Source organism: Kaistella carnis, assembly GCF_003860585.1.
Classification (GTDB): Bacteria; Bacteroidota; Bacteroidia; order Flavobacteriales; family Weeksellaceae; genus Kaistella; species Kaistella carnis.
The window spans coordinates 2,626,394-2,646,988 of the sequence record NZ_CP034159.1; the positions used below are offsets into that span (position 1 = coordinate 2,626,394).

At 33.1% G+C, this 20,595-nt stretch carries 21 protein-coding genes; all 21 read left to right on the top strand.

The annotated features are described in order from the left end of the window. Positions 1–37 precede the first annotated feature (37 nt). From EIB73_RS12215 to EIB73_RS12315, 21 genes are read left to right on the top strand one after another with little or no spacing between them, the layout of a single operon-like run. Entirely contained in the window at positions 38–388 is a 351-nt protein-coding gene (locus EIB73_RS12215; RefSeq protein ID WP_125025541.1) for a hypothetical protein, read from the top strand. Beyond that, complete coding sequence (locus EIB73_RS12220) at positions 385–1,845, top strand: relaxase/mobilization nuclease domain-containing protein (protein WP_125025542.1); 1,461 nt, start codon at positions 385–387, stop codon at positions 1,843–1,845. Before EIB73_RS12215 ends, EIB73_RS12220 begins: the two co-directional genes overlap by 4 nt. Further along, a complete protein-coding gene (locus EIB73_RS12225) occupies positions 1,846–2,496 on the top strand; it encodes a ParA family protein (protein ID WP_125025543.1) in 651 nt (216 codons plus the stop codon). Between the two features lie 40 nt (positions 2,497–2,536). Further along, a complete protein-coding gene (locus EIB73_RS12230; protein ID WP_125025544.1) occupies positions 2,537–3,121 on the top strand; it encodes a hypothetical protein in 585 nt (194 codons plus the stop codon). A 58-nt stretch (positions 3,122–3,179) separates the two neighbouring features. Continuing rightward, complete coding sequence (locus EIB73_RS12235) at positions 3,180–3,473, top strand: DUF4134 family protein (protein ID WP_317132665.1); 294 nt, start codon at positions 3,180–3,182, stop codon at positions 3,471–3,473. Beyond that, entirely contained in the window at positions 3,473–3,769 is a 297-nt protein-coding gene (locus tag EIB73_RS12240; RefSeq protein ID WP_125025546.1) for a DUF4133 domain-containing protein, read from the top strand. Before EIB73_RS12235 ends, EIB73_RS12240 begins: the two co-directional genes overlap by 1 nt. 3 nt (positions 3,770–3,772) lie before the next feature. Then, entirely contained in the window at positions 3,773–6,838 is a 3,066-nt protein-coding gene (locus EIB73_RS12245; RefSeq protein WP_125025547.1) for a TraG family conjugative transposon ATPase, read from the top strand. Beyond that, positions 6,825–7,481: a hypothetical protein gene (locus EIB73_RS12250; protein ID WP_125025548.1), complete on the top strand. Its 657-nt coding sequence runs from the start codon at positions 6,825–6,827 to the stop codon at positions 7,479–7,481. The genes EIB73_RS12245 and EIB73_RS12250 overlap by 14 nt, the downstream gene beginning before the upstream one ends. 16 nt (positions 7,482–7,497) lie before the next feature. Further along, entirely contained in the window at positions 7,498–8,175 is a 678-nt protein-coding gene (locus tag EIB73_RS12255) for a hypothetical protein (RefSeq protein WP_125025549.1), read from the top strand. 9 nt (positions 8,176–8,184) lie between these two features. Beyond that, the gene (locus tag EIB73_RS12260) at positions 8,185–8,853 is read left to right on the top strand and encodes a hypothetical protein (RefSeq protein WP_125025550.1); all 669 of its coding nucleotides are present in this window, start codon (positions 8,185–8,187) and stop codon (positions 8,851–8,853) included. A gap of 7 nt (positions 8,854–8,860) precedes the next feature. Beyond that, positions 8,861–9,682, top strand: coding sequence for a hypothetical protein (locus EIB73_RS12265; RefSeq protein WP_185144618.1), 822 nt, complete (start codon positions 8,861–8,863; stop codon positions 9,680–9,682). 3 nt (positions 9,683–9,685) lie between these two features. Continuing rightward, on the top strand, positions 9,686–10,909 hold the full coding sequence (locus EIB73_RS12270; protein ID WP_125025551.1) for a hypothetical protein: 1,224 nt from the start codon (positions 9,686–9,688) through the stop codon (positions 10,907–10,909). A gap of 50 nt (positions 10,910–10,959) precedes the next feature. Then, on the top strand, positions 10,960–11,574 hold the full coding sequence (gene traK / locus EIB73_RS12275) for a conjugative transposon protein TraK (protein WP_125025552.1): 615 nt from the start codon (positions 10,960–10,962) through the stop codon (positions 11,572–11,574). Beyond that, a complete protein-coding gene (locus EIB73_RS15080; RefSeq protein WP_164467892.1) occupies positions 11,574–11,939 on the top strand; it encodes a hypothetical protein in 366 nt (121 codons plus the stop codon). Before traK ends, EIB73_RS15080 begins: the two co-directional genes overlap by 1 nt. Then, on the top strand, positions 11,929–13,152 hold the full coding sequence (traM, locus tag EIB73_RS12285; protein WP_317132666.1) for a conjugative transposon protein TraM: 1,224 nt from the start codon (positions 11,929–11,931) through the stop codon (positions 13,150–13,152). The genes EIB73_RS15080 and traM overlap by 11 nt, the downstream gene beginning before the upstream one ends. Then, on the top strand, positions 13,145–14,014 hold the full coding sequence (gene traN / locus EIB73_RS12290; protein WP_125025554.1) for a conjugative transposon protein TraN: 870 nt from the start codon (positions 13,145–13,147) through the stop codon (positions 14,012–14,014). Before traM ends, traN begins: the two co-directional genes overlap by 8 nt. A 16-nt stretch (positions 14,015–14,030) precedes the next feature. Then, positions 14,031–14,459 carry a hypothetical protein gene (locus EIB73_RS12295; protein WP_125025555.1) on the top strand — a complete coding sequence of 143 codons (429 nt, stop codon included), beginning with the start codon at positions 14,031–14,033 and terminating at the stop codon, positions 14,457–14,459. Positions 14,460–14,463: 4 nt separating this feature from the next. Then, positions 14,464–16,452 carry a type IV secretion system DNA-binding domain-containing protein gene (locus EIB73_RS12300; protein WP_125025556.1) on the top strand — a complete coding sequence of 663 codons (1,989 nt, stop codon included), beginning with the start codon at positions 14,464–14,466 and terminating at the stop codon, positions 16,450–16,452. 10 nt (positions 16,453–16,462) lie between these two features. Further along, entirely contained in the window at positions 16,463–17,302 is an 840-nt protein-coding gene (locus tag EIB73_RS12305) for a M23 family metallopeptidase (protein WP_228411238.1), read from the top strand. Then, the gene (locus EIB73_RS12310) at positions 17,292–17,987 is read left to right on the top strand and encodes a hypothetical protein (protein ID WP_125025558.1); all 696 of its coding nucleotides are present in this window, start codon (positions 17,292–17,294) and stop codon (positions 17,985–17,987) included. The genes EIB73_RS12305 and EIB73_RS12310 overlap by 11 nt, the downstream gene beginning before the upstream one ends. A 10-nt stretch (positions 17,988–17,997) precedes the next feature. Further along, positions 17,998–20,586: a JAB domain-containing protein gene (locus tag EIB73_RS12315; protein WP_125025559.1), complete on the top strand. Its 2,589-nt coding sequence runs from the start codon at positions 17,998–18,000 to the stop codon at positions 20,584–20,586. Positions 20,587–20,595 lie beyond the last annotated feature (9 nt).

Genomic DNA, 20,595 nt, shown 5'->3' on the forward strand with positions numbered 1-20,595 from the left:
AAACACAAATGATGATTTTGATTTTTGACAGAGGAAAATGATTAAGGAACATTTAATAAAATTAAGAATAGAAAAATTTAAAAAAGAAGAATGGAAGAAATTCTGTAATGCGAGAAATATTTCATTAACAAGTCTAATCATTAATTCTGTAGAAGGAAAAATACTGGACAACGAGAGAAGAATAATATTAAAGTTCATTGAAAAACAGGATAATCTATTTGTTAAAATTGAAACCAATATTAATCAAGTTGCAAGGATCGTAAATGGCCAAAAACACGTCAGCGATTTAGAATTGAAAAGATTTTCAGATCAATTGCTTGAAGTTGTAAAATTGAAAGAAAAACAAAATGCTGTTTTTGTGAAAATTTACGCAATGCTGGCAAAATGATCGTGAAGATGATGCCGGCAGCAGGTGCAAGTTTTCCCGGAGTGAATTACCACGATAAGAAAATAAATAGCGGAAAAGGAGAATTAATGCTGATGAAAAACTTTCCTTCTTTCATTAATGAGTCAAGTGATAAGCAACAGGTGAGAGATTATTTGAGAGCGATTTCAATAGTAAACAAAAAGATCATTAAGCCGCAATTTCATGCGATGATTTCTACAAAGTTTCAGGAGCACTCTAAAGAAGAATTAACAGAAATCGCGGAGAACTTTATGAGAGAAATGGGTTACGGAGATCAGCCTTTCACAGTCGTCTTTCATAATGACACAGATAACAATCACGTCCACATCGTTTCAACAAGAGTTGATAAGACAACTGCGAAAAAGATCAATGATAGTTTTGAAAAATTAAAATCACAGGAAGCATTAATTAAAACACTTGAAAAACTGTACAACATAAAACCTGATGAAGAACTTGAAAATTTATTGAAATATAAAGTCAGCACCATTAATCAATTAAAACTATTGCTGGAGAGAAATGGCTTTGTAATGATTAAAAATAAACTGGATGAAAAGGCTTTTGATATTCTGAAAAATGGAGTGAAGCAAAGAACAATAAACAGTGAGCAAATAGATTTTGAGACTAATAAAAATGACAGCAGGAAGAATCAGATAAAAGCAATTTTAATTAAATACAAAGCAATTCATTCAAATAAAGTATTTAAAGTTGAAGATAGCAGAAAGCAAAAATCTGTGATACCAGAAAATCAGGATAAAAGTGAACAGGATAAAACTAAAGTAAAAGTAGAGTTTGAAAGTGAATTGCAGGAAAAAATGCGAACCCTTTTTGGGATAGACATCGTGTTTCATCAAAAAGATAATTTTCAACCTTTTGGATACACCTTAATTGATCACAAATCGGGAAGAATTTACAAAGGAAGCGAGGTTTTAAAAATGAATGAACTATTCGAGTTTACCAATGAGAAAATTGATAAACAATTATTTGAAATTTTGAAAGATTATCACATTCCAGACGAAGAATCAAAATCAGTGCTTTTAAAATTTTTGCGGAAAACTAAACCAGAAATCAAACTGCAGAAATTCATGCTTTTCGAGAATAAAAAAAATAAAGATCTCGAAACCTATCGAAAAATTCAGAAAGAAGTAAAACATCATGTTAGAAATAGTTTAAGTAATAGGAATGATAAGCAAACAGTTTCCATTGTGAAAAGTGAAAACGGTAAGTTTTACGCAATCAGTCAGGAACATCATTTCATAGGGAAACTGCAAAATTTAATTGGAGAAAAGGAGTATCAGAATTTTTTAAATCCTCAAAAGGAAGTTGCGGGAAAAGTTATGAAAGCGGTTGATGAAATGTTTTTTGAATTGATGAAAATTTCAGGAACAGCAAAAGATCCCGGAGAAAATGAATTGAAAAAGAGAAGAAAAAAACGAAAATAGATGATAATCACTTTTGCAACCCAAAAAGGAGGAACCGGAAAAACAACCCTCGCTATTGCTTTTGCGAATTATATTTCGGCAATCTCTGAACGGAATATCAATGTTTTCGATTTTGATTATCAGAAATCATTTTACCAGAAATGGAAAGAAGACGAAGAATTGGATTTGCCGAAATTATATGATGTGGAAACTATCGGAGAAGAAGTCGAGCAGCCATTTTCAGATTTTGAAACAATTCTGGATTTGAAAGATAACGACGATATCAACCTGTTTGATTTGGCAGGAACGCTAGATGCAAAGTACAGTGATCTGTTAATTTACAGTGACTTTATCATCATTCCATTTGAGTATTCAGATGTGTCTGCAAAATCAACTTTAGTGTTTGTCAATTTTTTAGGAATACTGGAAAGTCAGTCAGAACGAATTTTTATCCGCTCGAAATACGATAAGGGCTACAAATATCTGAATCAGGAAGGAATGGATGCTGAAATAAAAAAATATGGAACATTAATAAAAAGCCCTGTTTTTAAAAGAAACTGTCTGCAAACAATCGACACCAGAAAATTGACTTACGAGCAGAAATATGCAGTTAAAAATTCCTTTAACGAAATAATAACCTGTATTAATGAAAACCTGGATACCAATATTTAACCCAGTTCTACACTATTACCTTTTAGAGAAACTATTATTTATGACAAAATTTTTAATCATTCTAATTGCGCTTTACATCCTGTACTACATAGGAAATATCGTTTATGATCTCTTCATAAAAAAGGAATCTACTTTGGTTACGGAGGAAAGCGATGTTTTTTCTTTGGCTGAATTTGAAGAGCAGAACAGAGATGATGTTACCACGGTAGGGATTGAAGATGTAGAAAATTTGAACACTCCAAAGTCATTTACCAAAAGGGAGTTTCCGAGCAGCAATGATCTGTCAGAAGACAGAGAAGACATTGAAGTTTGGCGGCAAAGATTTGAGTCTGAACAAAATATTGATTCTTTCGAATCTGAAATTTTAGCAAATGAAGAAGAGGAAATTGCTTCCGAAAAAATAATTGAAGAATATTCCAATGACCAAGGTGACACTGAAGATGAGGATGCAGATGATCACAATGACAATACAGATAAATCATTAGAAGCAGCCAATATTCAGGTCCCTCGAAAAGTGGATAATGCACAATTCAGAGAAATGTTTAATCAGGCAGAAACCATTGTACAAACGATTGAGCATGAAGATGGTCGCAAAGTTTTTCAAAACAGAGCAATTCAAAAATAACACTTATTAAACCTTATATATTTTAAACAAAATGAATCGAAATTCAAAAAAACACAACATGATGAAAAAAAGTTTAACAGCCTTTATTGTACTGTTTTCAATCAGTGCAACATTTGCGCAATCAGGAGGTAGTGCGGCGTTAGGTGCTGCAGCAACAACCATTTCAGGATACATCAATGATCTTGGATTACTGATTTACGCAATTGGTGCTATTGTAGGAACGGTGGGTGGAATCAGAATTTACAACAAATGGACAAACGGTGATCAGGACATCAACAAAGAGATTGTTGGTTGGGGTGGTGCCTGTATTTTCTTATTGTTGGTTCCGACATTTATCGCTGCCATTTTCTAGTGGGCTACTTTCTATATAAGGGGCTTAAAAAACCCCTTATTTTCTTCGGATTGAAAGATAAATACATCTACTACGCAATGGGATCGGCAGTAGGTGGACTGGTTCTCGTAGCAATACTTTCTTCAATATTCGGACTGTTAGGAATGATCATCGGAGCGGCAATCGGAGGAGCCGGAGTTTTTTTGAGTTATAAAACACAGGATTCTAAAGGACTTTACAACAAGACTAAAAACGAAGAAGAATTGCACATCCTGCCTGCCAAATTCAAAAATGCAAAACTTTTATCTAAAAAATAAAATATGAACTTAAAGAAAAAGACATTTGAAATTCCTTTTATCGGTTACGACTACGGGAAAGACAACAAATGGAATTTTGATGCACTTATCGGTCAGTTTGGAAATCCAATTATTGGAATTCAGATCAAAAATAACGTTGAACAATATTCTGCGGATCCAGATGCCTATCTTCAATTTCATACTATTTTGAATCAGGTTGTTGCAATTATTGGCGAAAATCATATTGTTCAAAAGATTGATATTTTCAGTAAACAAACTTATGTTGCTGAAAAATCTACCGAATTTCTACAACATAAATATTCAGAACATTTCGACGGAAGATTATTTAAAACCATAGACACGCTTTTACTTTTCACGGATATTGTAGATCAAAACACAAAGAAAAATACCTACAAATATTCTGCAAAATCTTACAAAGTTTTGCGCGATAAATGTCTGAAAATATTCATGCTTCTCTCTCAAAACGAATGTGATCCTCAATTTTTAAAGGAGAAAGATTTAGAGTATTACATCAATGGAGTTCTCTCAATGAACTTTTCCAAAACGCCTTCATTTAACAATATCAAAGCCACCAGTGAGCATTTGATTATTGGAGATAAGTTCGTAAAAACAATCAGTTTTGTAGATGTAGAAAGGATAGAACTTCCTTCTGAAATTGAAACTTATTCCTTTTTAGGTGGTAATGGATCTGCGTCTGAAACTGCAGTAGATAATTTTTCTTTTATCAATGAACTGGATGATTACAAGACTATCATTTACAATCAAATAATTTCTATTCCACAGCAATCTTCTAAACAGAGGGAACTGGAAAAGAAGAAAAAGAAGCACGAAGGAGTTGCAAATAATTCCCCTTCCAATGCTATTGTAGCAGAAGAAATTGATGACCTGCTGCATAATATCGCTATGGACGGTCAACTGATTGTAGATGCGCATTTTTCAATGTGCTACTCCACAGATTCTTTGGAAAAAATGGAAGAAATCCAATCGTTAATTGAAAACAAATTGTTCATGAAGGGAATAATCGTTTCGCAAAATTCCTACAACCAGTTGGAACTATTTCGATGTTGTATTCCGGGCAATGCGGTGGAATTAAAAACATACGATCTTTTTACAACGACAAGCGAAGCGGCCTTGTGTTTTTTTTTTAAAGAAAGTTACCCGGTGAACGAAGATTCTAATTTCTACCTGCGATTTACCGATCGACAGGGTGTTCCATTAAAGATAGATCCTTCAGATTTACCAATGAAAACCGGCAGAATAAATAACAGAAATAAGTTTGTACTTGGTCCATCCGGTTCTGGTAAATCTTTCTTGATGAATAATATCGTGGAGCAATACCTCACTTACAATTATGATGTAATTATTGTTGATACAGGTGATTCCTATTCCGGACTTTGCGCGTATAAAGGTGGAAGGTATATTCAATACACGGAAGAAAAGCCAATCACGATGAATCCATTTCTAATGGACAAAAACGAGTTCAATATTGAAAAAATTGAATTTTTAACCAATCTTGTTTTTCTCATTTGGCAAGGTGCAGATTCTACGATGAGTTCTACACAAAAATCCATTTTAGATAATGTTTTGATGTCTTATTATCATCAGTTTTTCAATGGAGGAACTGATTGGTTTGAGAACAAAACTTCAGAAGAATTATTTCAGTACCTGCGAAAATATAATATTCATGAAGAGGACATTGTTGCTGAATATGAACAAGATTTAAAGGAAAATCAGAATTATTATGATGTTTTAGAAATTGCTTTTAATGCTACGGCAACTGACATTAGAGATCAGGGAAGAAAATTAATTTCATTACATCATCCCGATAAAAACGTAAGTAATCCGGATTATGATCCTTCTAAATTTTATCAAGTTTTTGAAGCCTACGAAACTTTAAATGATGCAGAAAGAAGGAAGATCTATGATGAAACACAACTCATTATTACAAAGACAAAAAGCATTATCAAACGTCCTGAAAATAGTGATGAATGGCAACATGCAATTAGAAATGCATTGATAAAAAGAATTACAGAACTGGAAGAGAAATTAACTGTTCCAGAATTATCATTCAATAGTTTTTATGATTACTGCGATCAGTTTTTACCGATTTATTTGAATAATAAAAAGCATAAAATTGATGAGAGTGAATTCAAACTGCGAACGTTTCTCTTTGTTTTAAAGGATTTTTATAAAGGTGGAAGATATGGAACAACACTTAATGAAAATGCAGACAATACTTTGTTTGATGAGCCTTTTATTGTTTTTGAGATTGATAACGTAAAAGATAATCCGAAGTTATTTCCAATCGTTACGCTCATTATCATGGACACTTTCATTCAAAAAATGAGATTACGGAAAGACAGAAGGAAAGCCTTAATTATTGAAGAAGCCTGGAAAGCAATTGCTTCAAAACTAATGGGTGGATATATTCTTTATCTCTATAAAACGGTAAGAAAATTCTGGGGAGAAGCAGTGGTGGTAACGCAGGAGTTGGATGATATCATTGGAAACACAGTGGTGAAGGATTCTATCATTAATAATTCTGATACATTCATTCTACTGGATCAGACAAAATTCAAGGATAATTTCGATAAAATCGCTTCATTGCTTTCTTTAAATAAGGTCGAACAGAATAAAATATTCACCATTAATAATCTGAATAACAAATTTGGAAGAAGTCGCTTCAAAGAATTTTATATCAAGCGCGGATCCAAAGGAGAAGTCTATGGAAATGAAGTTTCACTCGAACAATATCTTACGTACACCACAGAAAAGCCCGAAAAAATCGCCATTGAATATTACGCAGAACACTGTGAAAATTATGATAAAGCGCTTCAATTATTTGTAAAAGATTTTACAATCCTTGATGATAAAATGGAAAATATGGTGGGGCTGGTTAATCTTTACAAGCAACCATTAAATGAAGATGTGATTGAATATTACAAACAACTACAACAGCAATACAGCGATCAAAATATTTTAAAAATTATTGACCAGGTATTGGTTGACAGGCAAATGAATCTCAAAGAACTCGTTGAATCCAAAAAATTTGAATATGAAAAAGTTTAGCATTTCATTATTGTTAATGGCTGGAAGTTTTGCCTTTGCGCAAAATACATACATCGATGTTACCACCACACTCGCTCTCAAGTTGTATTCTGATAATCTGGAAAATCAACAGGAGAAAACAATTGAGCAGCAAACGAAATTACAGCAGGCGCAAACTTGGGTGAGTACTCAAATGGCAGTGGCGAACAATATTCAAAATAAAGTTTTAAAAGGGCTGAATGAAGTTTCCGGAACTTTAAAAAACGGAGTTCAGGTGGTGAGCATTTATAATGAATTAGACCGGTGCTTACAATATTCAAATGACATCTTAACATTGACAAGCAACAAGCCACAGTATTCAGTATTTGGCGTAAAAGCAACGCAAAAAGCCTATGAGCAAGTTATAAAATTAACTACAGATGTTACTGATTTATTGAAACCGGGCGAACTAAATCTTGCGACTGCCGGAGATCGGTATAAATTACTTTTTTCAGTTTCTCAAAATGTGACGATGTTAAAAATCTGGTTGCTTGCTACAAAACTAAACATTGAACGGGCAATCAGGTTGGGTTGGTTCCAGTCGATTAATCCATTTCAAGGGTATATTAATACAGATATGAGCATTGTAGAAAATATTATGTGGACGTACAAAAATAGATTTTAGACTTAAAATATCTTCTATGAAAAGGAAACTCATTCTTTTAATTATTCTGCCTGCAGTTTATGTCGTGTTAAGTTCTTCCGGAGGAAATTCTACACCGCCGTGGCAAAAAGAAAACGTCTCTTTTCCTATGATGAATCAGGAAATCCGCCACACTATGGAGGAAAATGATCGTCAGAAAACAATGAAAAGCAAGCAGGACATTAATTTAACTACTGAAGTAGTAAACAAAAAACAGTGGGAAAAATTTAAGGAAACAACGACGAAAATTCAGGAGAGATTGCGATTGGTTGATTTTGCAATGCAAGCCATTCCGACAGGCTATGCTATTTATTTGGAAAGTCAGAAAATTCAGGATATCCAGTCGAAGATTATTACTGAAATCCAGACTGCACCTTACTCCTTGGCGGTCGTGTTACCTGCAGAAATAAAATTTGTGGATGATATGCAAATGGTAGTCAGATTACTTTCGGGAATCGTGATTTCTTATGGAGCCATAAATCAAATGGAGAAAGCGGAGAGAAAAATATTACTGGAATACGCATTAGGAGAAGTCACAAATTTAAGGAGAGATTCATTATTCATGTTGATGAAAGTTAGAGATATCAAAAAGAAAGTGGAATGGACAAAGTTTGTAATCCTCAATTACATCAATAAAGATAAGCAGATCGTAGAACAAATCATCATTCACTTTTAAAATTATTTTATGAGAAATATTTTATTTTTTTCGATCGCTGTCTGCACAACTTTTCTAAAATTGAATGCACAGACTGTTGTTTACAATGACAAACTACTGATGCAGTTGACCAAAAATCAAGCGGTGCGGTTGGCCAGTAATGAATCTTATTTAAATTCTTATGAAAAGCAGAAGAAAACCTACGACGAAATTAAACAGAAGATAGCGCAGGTAGTAGCAATTCAGGAATATATTTATGACAAACTCACTAATATAAATTCAGCCATTAAACAGGGAAAACAACTTTATTATTTATCGAAAACTTTTGTTCAAATCGGTATTAACGCAAATGATGTGTTATCGCTTACAGTCCAACATCCAGAGTATGCAATTCTTCTCAATAGATTTTATATCGGTGCAACACAAGAATTGTTGAAGATGCAATCAGAATTAACAAATGATATTCTGCATGAAGAGAATGATTTTTTAATGGATCCTTATGACAGGCAAGTTTTGATTCAAAATCTTTCCACGAAAGCACAAATGGTAAATGGCTATTTAATCTGTATAAAGATCAGATTAAAAAATGCCAGAAAAACACCTTACATCTATCAAATTCCAACCATAAATACTTATGTAAACCTTGATAGAGCCATAGTAAAAAACATATTAGCGAACTACAATTTCATTTTTAATTAAAAAAATTATGAAAAGAAATTTTTTCAACAAGTTATTATTTATTCCAGCATTCTTACTTGGCAGTTTTAGTTTTGGACAGGTCAAAAGATTAAATGATCCGTCGATAGTTGCACATAACAAAAGAATGGTATTTGAATCCTGGGGAGATTTTCGTCCTTATCCAAAATATACTTTGGGTGTTCAGACCAACTTTGCTTATGCTACCGTTTGGGGTTGGCTTGCACCGGCTAAAAATAGAGATTATAAAGATGGTGCAGATATTCGTCCGTTAAAGCCAACGGGCCTTGAAGTGCAAAGGCTTGTTGAACTGGAATTTCAAAGGAAGGAGGCGGAAAAAATAAAAATTCAGGTCGATACACTTTACACTCGAAATGTGCAGGATTTAGCGCATTGGAGTTCTGCAACTGTTTCCGCAGATCCTCTTTGGCTATTATATTATCACCGAATGCTGAATCCTTTGAATTCATTTCCGGTTAATCCTCAAAATTATTTCGAATGGCAATTGAAGGATGATAAAACCTATCAGAATATGCTGGCAAATGGGGGAATTGCACACCTTGAAAAGGAGTTGGCTTTGCTGAAAGATAAATACAAAAATTCACGGACTTTGGATATGCCTCGCGGAAAACGATTTCTAATGTACCATGAAACTTTAATAGGTTGGAGAAATTTTACAAATCAATTAAGAGCCTTTGATAATAAGAACACGCTCTATCTGGAATATAAAAAACTGCTTACAAAACCTAAATATAAGATCGAAGCGAACTGGCAAGCAAAAGATATAGCAATTGCTCAAAAAGTAATGTTGGATTATAAAAACAAATTTTAAAAGATGAATAAATATGTAACACTCACAATTTGTCTATTGTTGATTTTTCTGCCGACAATTGTATTTGGTCAAACCAATGATACAGCAAGTTATAACAAACTTTTGCAATTTTTAAAAGGCGACGGCGCTTTTGAGAAATGGTTTATGGAAGCCTTTACAAAACTAGACACAACAATGGCGGCACAATCTGCAGGAGCAGTAATGTTGGGACAAGCAATTGGCGGTTTTGGTGCATTGTGCTACATGGGATATTTGGGTTGGCAAATGCAGGAAGGAGCAAGACCTTGGGAAGTTACCCCGATGATTCGACCAACCATTATTGCATTTATTTTAATGTATTGGGGAGCATTTACCTCAATGATTCAATATCCCCTACAATCTCTCGCAGAACCTGGAATTGCACTTTTTCAAGAGATTGAGCAAGACGCCAATGATTTAAGAGTAGAACGCTTTAAAAAACAAAACCAAATTTTAGAAATTCTTATTAAACAACAAGCGGAAGAAGAAGCCAAACAGGAAACTTTGGATAAGTTGGAAGGCAAAGCAGATGACAGTTGGTATGACATCGATGTAGATAAATTATTAGCACCTGCAAAAGAATGGTATATGAAAATGGAATTTAAAATTCAGAAAACATTATCAGAAATTATTGAAGGAGTTTCTTTAACCATACTTCGGGTTTGCACCTATTTAATTTTCTTCATTCAAAAAATATGGAGTTATGTACTTATTATTTTGGGACCGATTGCTATTGGAATTTCCTTGATACCCGGATTTGAAAATTCATTTAGCAATTGGGTGACGAAATTCATCAATATCAATCTCTACACTTTTATCACATACACCATTATCAATATTGGACAGCAATTAATTATGTCTGGTTACCAAATGGAATTGGATAGATATGCTTTGATAATAGATTCAGGTGGCGTTGCAGATATGAATACACTGCGTGTTTATGTTCAAAATAGCGGAATGATGTACACTGCATTATTTCCGGCGGTTGCTTACATCGTTACGGGAATTGGAATTTTAATGGTTCCGTCTATCGCAGATTCAATTGTTTCTGCAGGTGGAGCAGGAATTATGAGTAAAGGAAAAGCAGCAGGAGGTACAGTTGCAAGTGTTGGACGAGCAGCGACAGCAGCGGCCGCGAGTGGAGCAGCAGGTGCCATAACTGCCGCCAGAGAAATTGCGAAATCAGTAAATAAAATGAATAAAAAATAGATCTAAAATCACTTCACACATCTTCATTTCAAATAAAAAATCAGTTTAAAATGCTCGTAAAAAACATAGAACAAAAAATCAAAATAAATAAAGCGGTGTCGATAGCCTCAATTCTGTTTTCGGTTGTAATCGTGATTGTGGGATTTGTTTTCGCCTATCAGTTGATAAAGGATTCTAGAAAATCTCTTTACGTGATTGATAATGGTGTGCCGATTTTGATCAAACAAACCGACGAACTTTTAAATCGTCCCGTAGAATACAAATCTCAAGTCGAATTATTTCACAGGTTATTTTTCACACTTGCACCGGACGATAGATACATTAAGGAAAATGTTGAAAAATCGTTGTATTTGATTGATGATAGTGGAAAGAAGGAATACACCAATTTAAGAGAAAAAGGTTTTTACAATCAAATAATATCCGGAAACTCACTTGTTACTGTTCGTGCTGATTCTATAAAAATGGATCTGCCAGGTAAAAAATTCATCTACTACGGCACTCAAATGATCAATCGAAAAAATAGTTTAATCATGAGAAAATTGATTACTGAAGGGAATTTTGAGGATATGATCAGAAGTCCGAATAATCCACATGGTGTGTTATTGAGAAATTGGAGGATTTTAGATAATAGTGAGTTATCCAACAAAGCAAAATCAAACTACTAATGTTTACAGCAAAATATAATTTAACGAAGAAAAATCTTCTCATGTTAAAAGAGTGGATATATCAACATCCAAAGAAAGTGTACCGATACATAATGGTTGTGCTGATAATATCTTTTGGGTTGATTTTTATTCAATACCACTTTTTCACCCCCAAACTATCGATAGGTAATAAAATTCCAACAATGTATTCTGAAAGTGATCAGGTAAAGGCTGATATGGATAAACATGATCAAAAAATAGAGGTGATCGTAAACGAATTGCAATCATTGAAAAAGAAAAGAGAAAGCGACCCACTTTCAAAAAATGACAGCCTTCGAATAGAATATTTGTTCAACCAATATCAAAATTTAAAAAATGGACATTAAGAAAATTAATTTTAAACAGCCAAAATATATTTTCCCACTGATTCTTTTGCCGGTTATTATTTTTCTTGGTTTTCAGACTACAAAATACATGGCTAAAGACAAATCAACGGCGGAAACTTCGCAGGATCTCTCATTGAATTTAGGTGAAACTCAAGATTCTATTTTATCTAAAAATGCGGCATATGATGATCTGTTTGAAAGAGGTGACGGAAGATCAATGCTGGATGGAATGGATAAAGACAAAGATAGTTTGCAAAATTATTCTGATAATCTGGATTATAAGCAGAAGCGATATATAGATTCATTAAAAATTGTAAGAAGTCTGAATAGTGGCGCAAATGGTAATGTTGGGAACGAATCCTATTACAAACAAAAGTCCCAAAATAATTCTGATGAAAAAGACTTTCAGCGTTCCGCGGAAATGATGAGAATACTGAATAATCAGAGTAGTGGAAATGATATTAATGGAAATAGTAGTTCAGCCACTCAAAATAATTTCCGATCAGCGAAAAACGAGGTTGAAAATGATCCTGTTAAAATGTTGAAAAAGCAAATGCTCATGATGGATTCATTAGAAAAAGCAAAAGATCCGGAATATCAATCAGCCCTTGCCGCAGAGAATAAATTGAAAAGAAATAAAGAAAAAATGACTGCATTTCTTAATTCAACATTGAGGGTAGATAAATCTTCACTTAATCCAAGTTTTAATTCAATCGCTAAAAAGAACGGCGACAATTTTATTAAAGCGGTGATAGATGAAAATACCAAAGGCTATTTGGGAAGTAGAATTCGATTTAGATTACTTGAAGAGATAAATGTAGGAAAGCACAAAATTAATAAAGGAACAATCCTGTACGGACAGATTTCAGGCTTCTCAATGCAAAGGGTAAATCTAAATGTGATTTCAATTTTAAAAGACGGAAATATTTTACCAGTCAATCTCTCTGTTTTTGATATGGACGGAATGCAGGGACTTTACGTTCCACAAAGTGACTTCCGGGAAATGCTTCGCGAGATGGGAAGTAATTCCGTGCAGGGAACTCAAATGGATAGTGGTGGAGAAAGTTTTTTCACGAGCCTGTTCTCTAGTTTATTCAGTTCTACTTCGAAAACGATTTCCAATATGATTCGGCAAAATAAAGCAAAACTAAAATACAATTCTTACATCTATCTGATCAATGACAAAGAACTTAAAAAAAATAACAATGATTAAAAATTCAATAACAAACCTCATTTGCTGTCTGTTTTTTCTTTCAACAGCAAGCATTTTTGCCCAAACTGAAATAGCAGAAAAAAGGGTTACAGATCTTACCAATCTGGAAATTTCAAAAGGAATAAGTCTGCATATTATTTCACCGGAACCAATACAATTTGTGGATTTGTCCACTAATAATTTAACAGGAGATCTACCTGCAGAAAATATTGCAAGAATCAAAATTACTGATATTTTAGAATCAGATTCTGCTGCAACTAAAAAGAATATTGATCTCAATAATTTGGGTGTGATTACAATTGTTTGCCAATCTTTTATGGCACAATACAAAATAAATTATTTGGATTTTGAAAGGAAAGCAGTTACAAATATTCAAATTCAACCCGAAGATATGCAGCCTCTTGAATATCCAAAACTGGCATTTTCAAGTACAGAATTGCAAAAGTTTTCACTAGATATTTTGCGAAAAAAATTGGTAGGTAAACCAATTCGGGAAGTGATAAATTTAAAATTGACGATGCAAATCAACAACGTTTATGTGGTTAATGATTACATCTTTTTAGACATGACTTTTTTAAATTCTACCAATCTGGGATATGATATAGATGCAATAAAATTTTCAGTAGAAGACAAGAAAATTTACAAAGCAACAAACAATCAAAGTATCACACTCGAGCCCATTTATCAATTGTACCGTCAAAAAGAATTTAAAAAGAATTACCGCAATATTTATGTGTTCAAAAAATTCACTTATCCAAATAGTAAGGTGATGAAGATCCGTTTGCTGGAAGAACAACTGTCTGGCAGAGCCATAGAAATGAAAGTGAAGTATTCTGACATTTTGAACGCAGATACCTTTTAAATTAAGAGATAATAAAATGAAAAACGAACTTAAGCAAACCATAATACGAGCAAAAGGTGATGAACTTAAATATGAATTTTATGATTATTTCGTAACTATTTTTCCGATAAGTATAAAAAAATTGAAAATCGAAGGCTCACACTGCAATATTTTTTATGCACGAGAATACTTTTGGATTGGCGCTTTATCAAAAATTAAAGAATATTCAATCATTGTTGGTGATACAAATGAATTAGAAGAAAATGAAGAAATTAAGCAGTTAAAATTCCATAAAATATATTATCAGAATATATCAAAACAAGACTTTTCAGAAATAATTGAGAATTTAAGAAATTTCTATTTACAGTGCGGAGTTTACATTGATTGTTTAGTAATCAATTCTATAATTGATTTGTATTATGATAAATCAGGGAAATCTAAAGAGCACTTGATTTCTAAAGTATAAAAAGATGCAAGAACAACAGAATCAAATTAAGATCTACAGTTTTTTCCAGAAGATGGTTTACTTCATCGTTTTGTTGGACTGTGCATCGTTGTTTTTTCTAACCGCTAAAATTCCATTTGTAACAGATTTGCTTACCAAGTTTTCAAAGATGGGTTTATTTTACCCACCTTTAAATGCAAAGTTTTGCACGATAGTTTTAATAGCATTGGTTGCAATTGGAACGAGAGCAAAAAAGAAAATTGATCTTAATATTGGAAAGCAGATCATTTTACCAATAATTATTGGTTTAGCCTTAATGTTTGGTTCCCTTCTAATTGTTTCAGAAGCAGGCAATAATAGTTTGCCGAAAATATTTCCACCTTTAAATTTCTTTCAAATTATTTACACGCTACTATCATTTTTAGGAGCATTGGTAGCGCAGGTTGGTGCAGATAATATTTCAAAATTGATGCAGCAGAAAATGGGGAAAGATCGGTGGAATATTGAGGAGGAAAGTTTTGCGCAAAATACGGAGTTGGTCAATACGGATACTTCTGTAAATATTCCATATCTCTTCAGGTTTAATAAAAAAACCAATAAAGGTTGGATTAATATTAATCCATTTAGAGGAACAATGGTTATTGGAACGCCAGGATCTGGAAAATCTTTTGGAGTGATTAATCCAGCAATCCGACAGATGATCGATAAAGGGTTTTGTCTCTGTATTTACGATTTCAAGTTTCCCGATTTAGCCAAAATCGCATACTATCATTATTTACTAAAAAAGAACAGAGATCCGGACTATCATCACGAATTCCACGTCATCAATTTAAATGAGGTTGAAAAATCAAAAAGGGTAAATCCATTTAAAAAAGAATATATCCAAACATTGGCAGAAGCACAGGAAATGGCAGAATCGATGGTTTCCTCGCTTCAAAAAGGAGGTTCAAGTTCGGGAGGTGGATCGGAAGCATTTTTCACGCAGTCTGCTATCAACTTTCTCTCTTCGAGTATTTATTTTTTTGCGCGCTTTGAGAATGGCAAATATTCTGACTTGCCACACATTCTTTCATTTATGAACAGGAGTTATAAAGATATTTTTGATACACTTTTTTCAAATGAAGAAATTTACTCATTGCTTTCGCCATTTAAAACGGCTTACGATAATAAAGCATTTGATCAGTTAGAAGGACAGGTAGGAACTTTAAAAATATTTCTTTCCAGACTGGCAACAAAAGAAAGTTTTTGGGTTTTTTCTGGTGATGAAGTTGAATTAAAAATCACAGATAAAGAAAATCCTTCCATTGTCATTTTGGCTTCAGATCCAGGAACGCAGGATATTAATTCCGCACTTTATTCTTCAGTTTTAAACCGAACGTTGAGGCTGATCAATTCAAAAGGTAATTTACCGGGTGGAATTATAGCAGATGAGTTTCCAACTATATATATCCACAAGATCGACAATGTAGTCGCAACAGCCAGAAGTAATAAGATCGCTGTGATTTTAGGTCTGCAAGAAATTCCACAACTGCGACAGTTTTATAAGAAAGAAGTAGCAGATACTATTTCAGCAATCGTGGGAAATATAATTTCAGGTTCTGCCAGAGATAAAAATACTTTGGATTGGATGGAGAAAATGTTCGGCAAAATAAAACAGAAAAGTTATTCGCAATCTATTTCCCAAACCGGCACTTCAACAAGCATCAATGAAAAAATGGATTTTATGATTCCTGCAGGAAAAATTGCAGCATTAAAAACTGGAGAAATGGTTGGAATGATCGCACAAGGAGAAGAAAATAATACTGAAGAATATAAAACTTCTGCGATCAGCGGAAAGATTAATCTTGATATGAGCGCTATCAAAAAAGAAGAAGACAATTATTTAAGGATGCCCGACTATTACTCATTTCTAGATAAGAAAGGAAATGATAGAAAGGAAGAAGTCCTAATGACAAACTTCAGAAAAATAAATATGGAAGTAGAATTAATAGTTAATGAAACTGCAAAAGCATAAAATAATAAATATGAAGTTAAAAATTTCAATTCTTGTACTAACAGTCCTTTTTAGCCAAATGATGAATGCGCAATTCAACACATTTACGCGCACTGTTGTTAATAAGGATATTCCCGCAACGGAAAATCAAAATGTATTAAGAAAACAAAATACAGAAATTACAAAAGAGGGAAAGAAAAACGGTTTTATGAATATCTTTAAAACTACATCAAAGGCAGAATTAAAACGAGAAATTGATTCTCTAAAATCAATAATGATGAAAAATAATTCATCAAAACTTAAAGATCAGAAATTTGATTTTAAAAGGATTGAAGATTCATTAGTACTCATTCTAAAAGCGAATGCGCATTTGAAAAATGATTTAAAATCGGTTAAGACTTTTAGTTTTATAGATGATAATGAGCAGAATTTAGTTTCCAAAATCCACATGCCATTAAAAAATGGAATCTCTGTGACATCGCCTTATGGAACCCGAACTCATCCGATTTTTGGCGGAAGAAAACTTCATAACGGAGCGGATTTAAAAGCAAATTACGAAAAGGTTTACTCTGTAATGGATGGCATAGTAACCGCTTCAGGGTGGGATCCGAAAGGTGGAGGAAATTATATAAAAGTTAAACATTCAAATTCTTTTGTAACGGCCTACATGCACCTTTCTGAAATATATTATAAGGTGGGAGAATTTGTAAAAGCAGGATTTACCATTGCAAAAAGCGGTAATTCTGGTAACTCTACTGGTCCACATTTACATTTTTCTGTGATTGAAAATGGCAACTATATCAATCCAATACGGTTTCTGAACGATTTAATTAAAGCAAATAATCTAATAGCACAAAATTATGCAAACTAACAATTTACCTACAGACGAATTAAAGAAATACGGAATTGTAGAACCTGATAATTCTTTTTCAAAAAAACTTTCCGCAGAAGATATTCAGAAATTCCTTCAGGGATATACCATTGTAGCAGACAATGAAAAAAACAGAGCGACTTTTCAACTGGTTGAAAATAACAGCCGATTGAATGTAGTTTTTCTGGAAAGGGATAAAAATATTTCCAGCATTTTGGCAGAAAGCAAGGAAAGGATAGAATATTCGGAAATAAAAGATCTGTCTAAAGGCAACAACCAATTAGATTTTGAAAAGAAAGCCTTTGTGTTTGATAAGGAAACGAATAAGGTAATTGAGTTTGACCTAATAAAAAACGCACTGGAATTGACTGCAATCATTGCCGATAAAAAAGATATTTCTGAATTAAATCGCTACAAAACAGAACTTCTAAAATTGAAAGGTTTTTTACAGGACAAAATTGATCAATACCCTGAAATAGCAAAAGAAATTACTAACGATTTAAATATTGTTTCGAAAGAAATTAATACGGTAAACTCCATTTCACAATTAAATCCAAAACAGGAAAAATCAGATATTGAACTAAATGTGAACGATCCGGATTTGTATCAAGATGCAAACCGCGAGCATGAAGCAGAAATGAAAGAAGAAGAAAACAGAGAAAAGTCAAGAGGTTTTAGACGTTAATTAATTCAAAATGAGTATCACTTTAGACGTTGGAAAATACAATGAAAATAAGGAATCACCTGGTTTTCAGAAAATGGATTTTGAATCTATAGATGAAGCGATTGCTAATCTTGAATTTATGAAAATGGGGTTCAATTATTTTAAAAATGGCGAATCTCTGAAAGTGAGGTTGGAGGAAGGAAGCAAAGTGCACCTGATTGATTATGATGCTGTGGTGCCAATTAATGAACTGCGACAGGAATTGTATGAAAAGTATGATAAAAATTTAGGACAAGATGAACAACAAATTCAGACGGATAATACAGCAGAGAAAAAGAAATTATCGGCAAACTCGAATTTTGCATTTGAGGAGGATGAAACTACGCATTATGCGAAAACATCCTCGGGAGAAAAATTACCCTTTAAACTTTTTAACGCCGGCGATACTGGTGCCGGATCCAATTTATTACGGGAACCACAAGATTCTCTTCAATCCACAGATTTTGCATTAATAGAACGACGGTTTGCAGAAAATAAATCATTGCAGTTATTCGGAAATGAAAAAATTACAAGTGTAGATGATGTAGCGTGGCTTTTTAAATCTTTGGAAAATGAAGCCGTTGAGCACGCATTTTTAGTTTATGATTTCAAAGACAAAGGTTATTTCGTACAGCACATTTCTACTGGAACATTTGATGCAGCCTTCGTTGATAATCGATTAATGATAGGTAATGTGCTGGAAGTAAATCCTTCTTCAATTACTTTAGTTCACAATCATCCGAGTGGAAATTTAAAAGTTTCCAAGGCAGATATTGACTGTATCAGAAAATTGAGAGCAGCATTGGATGATTCAGATATAATCGTAAACGATGGTGTAATAATTAATTTGAGAAGCGGACAGTATGTAGTTTTCAATGAAATTTTCGAAGATAAAATGGCAATGAAATCCAATCCAAATGCCTTTCAGGAAATTCAGCCTTATTCATTTAGTAAACAGGTTTTAGTTGAAAATTATCAGCCGGAAAAAATAACAAGTTCGGCAGATATTGCCAAATTTATTACATCCCAAAAGTTTGGAGTATCAGATAAAACCGAAATGTTGATCATTAATAATCAATTAAATATTGTTGGGAAATTTATAATGCCTCCTGAAAATCAAGTTGGTTTTATTATAGGCAAAGTGGCAAAGTTTGGTGGAAATAAATGCATTCTTTATGGTAATAATATCACGCCGGAAGAGGTAAATAAATATAATGAAAAACTTCAATTTTCAAATATTGAGATTTTAGATGGGCTTAAATTTAAAAGCGAAAATGGTAGAAAAATGTATGATTCTTTTGCAGATAGTGGCTTAATAAACAGTGTTTCAAATAAGTTGGGTACTACAAATGAAGCCGAAGTAAAATACACGAGTAAACCAGAAGAGATAAAACTTTCCTTGCTTGATAAAATTAAGATACCGAAAAGCGAAGCCTATAAAGGTTTTGTTAAAGAATTGAAAGAATCAAGTCCAGAATTTTTCTTTCGAGATGGCGAGAGAGTTTTCACCGCACAAGAAAAGAAATTTCAACTTTATTATAGCCAAAATCAAAAGAAGATCTTGAGCGAAGATCCATTTAGATTGTCTGAATTATCAAGTGACGATTCTTTAACGAAATCATTTTCAATTAAAACAATTCCCGAGGTTTTAAAAAATTTAAAGAATATTTCATTTTCTGAAAATCAAACCTACACTTTAACAGAAGGAAAGGGAATGAAGAAATTTTTTATTTCATCGCCAGAAGATTTAAAAAGTGCGATTGATTTTCTTTCTAATAGACAATCGACAATACATATTACAATTAACAATAACAATTTAAAATCAGAAATTATGGAAAACAAAGAATTTGACCAGGTAGATTATTTACAAAACCAATTAAAATATTTAGGTTTTGGTGAAAGTGAAAAATTTCACAAGGATTTAAAAGCAGGAATAGACTCTGTGGAAAATCAATTTGAACTTAAGACCAGTTCAGATAGAGCGTCGCTCGGAAATGAAGTGGATTTTACTTTAAAATTTAACAAAACAGAAAGTGGCGGTGTATTTCTAAATTCCTACAAAGCAGTTTTGAATAATGATAAGGGTGAAGAAATCTCACAGAATTTCAAGGTGAATAGAGAGAATACATTTACAGCAAAAGAAGCGGTAAATCTGTTAGAAGGAAGATCGGTAAAAATTGAATTTACCAATCCGAAAACAGAACAATTAGAACCGGCTTTTGTAAAACTAAATTTTGCGGAGCCTAAATCTGAAAACGGTAATTATAATTTTCAAAATTTCTACAAAAATTATGGAGTAGATACCGATCAAATCGTAGAGAAATCTAATCTGATCTTCGATAAACCCGAATATAGAGAAAGCACTATAAAATCTTTGGAAAAAGGAAACGTGGTGAAAGTCAAATTTGAAATAGATGATAATGTTGTGGAAGGCAAAGCTGTGCTTAATCCTCAATATAAAAATTTAAGCATTTACGATAATGAGATGAACCGCATAAATACAAATAAACCTCTGGAAGGTTTGGAGAACGATAATAAGCACGATAAAGGCAACGTGAAAGAGCAAAGTATTAAGAGATAAAAAAACCGC

Bases quoted from the DNA above. Each gene is read 5' to 3' on its own strand.
- EIB73_RS12270 (WP_125025551.1), top strand. From the start codon at position 9,686: ATGAATAAATATGTAACACTCACAATTTGTCTATTGTTGATTTTTCTG.
- EIB73_RS12300 (WP_125025556.1), top strand. From the start codon at position 14,464: ATGCAAGAACAACAGAATCAAATTAAGATCTACAGTTTTTTCCAGAAG.
- EIB73_RS12310 (WP_125025558.1), top strand. From the start codon at position 17,292: ATGCAAACTAACAATTTACCTACAGACGAATTAAAGAAATACGGAATT.
- EIB73_RS15080 (WP_164467892.1), top strand. From the start codon at position 11,574: ATGTTTACAGCAAAATATAATTTAACGAAGAAAAATCTTCTCATGTTA.
- EIB73_RS12245 (WP_125025547.1), top strand. From the start codon at position 3,773: ATGAACTTAAAGAAAAAGACATTTGAAATTCCTTTTATCGGTTACGAC.
- EIB73_RS12250 (WP_125025548.1), top strand. From the start codon at position 6,825: ATGAAAAAGTTTAGCATTTCATTATTGTTAATGGCTGGAAGTTTTGCC.
- traK (WP_125025552.1), top strand. From the start codon at position 10,960: ATGCTCGTAAAAAACATAGAACAAAAAATCAAAATAAATAAAGCGGTG.
- EIB73_RS12220 (WP_125025542.1), top strand. From the start codon at position 385: ATGATCGTGAAGATGATGCCGGCAGCAGGTGCAAGTTTTCCCGGAGTG.
- EIB73_RS12265 (WP_185144618.1), top strand. From the start codon at position 8,861: ATGAAAAGAAATTTTTTCAACAAGTTATTATTTATTCCAGCATTCTTA.
- EIB73_RS12225 (WP_125025543.1), top strand. From the start codon at position 1,846: ATGATAATCACTTTTGCAACCCAAAAAGGAGGAACCGGAAAAACAACC.
- traM (WP_317132666.1), top strand. From the start codon at position 11,929: ATGGACATTAAGAAAATTAATTTTAAACAGCCAAAATATATTTTCCCA.
- EIB73_RS12305 (WP_228411238.1), top strand. From the start codon at position 16,463: ATGAAGTTAAAAATTTCAATTCTTGTACTAACAGTCCTTTTTAGCCAA.
- EIB73_RS12255 (WP_125025549.1), top strand. From the start codon at position 7,498: ATGAAAAGGAAACTCATTCTTTTAATTATTCTGCCTGCAGTTTATGTC.
- EIB73_RS12315 (WP_125025559.1), top strand. From the start codon at position 17,998: ATGAGTATCACTTTAGACGTTGGAAAATACAATGAAAATAAGGAATCA.
- EIB73_RS12235 (WP_317132665.1), top strand. From the start codon at position 3,180: ATGATGAAAAAAAGTTTAACAGCCTTTATTGTACTGTTTTCAATCAGT.
- traN (WP_125025554.1), top strand. From the start codon at position 13,145: ATGATTAAAAATTCAATAACAAACCTCATTTGCTGTCTGTTTTTTCTT.
- EIB73_RS12215 (WP_125025541.1), top strand. From the start codon at position 38: ATGATTAAGGAACATTTAATAAAATTAAGAATAGAAAAATTTAAAAAA.
- EIB73_RS12295 (WP_125025555.1), top strand. From the start codon at position 14,031: ATGAAAAACGAACTTAAGCAAACCATAATACGAGCAAAAGGTGATGAA.
- EIB73_RS12230 (WP_125025544.1), top strand. From the start codon at position 2,537: ATGACAAAATTTTTAATCATTCTAATTGCGCTTTACATCCTGTACTAC.
- EIB73_RS12260 (WP_125025550.1), top strand. From the start codon at position 8,185: ATGAGAAATATTTTATTTTTTTCGATCGCTGTCTGCACAACTTTTCTA.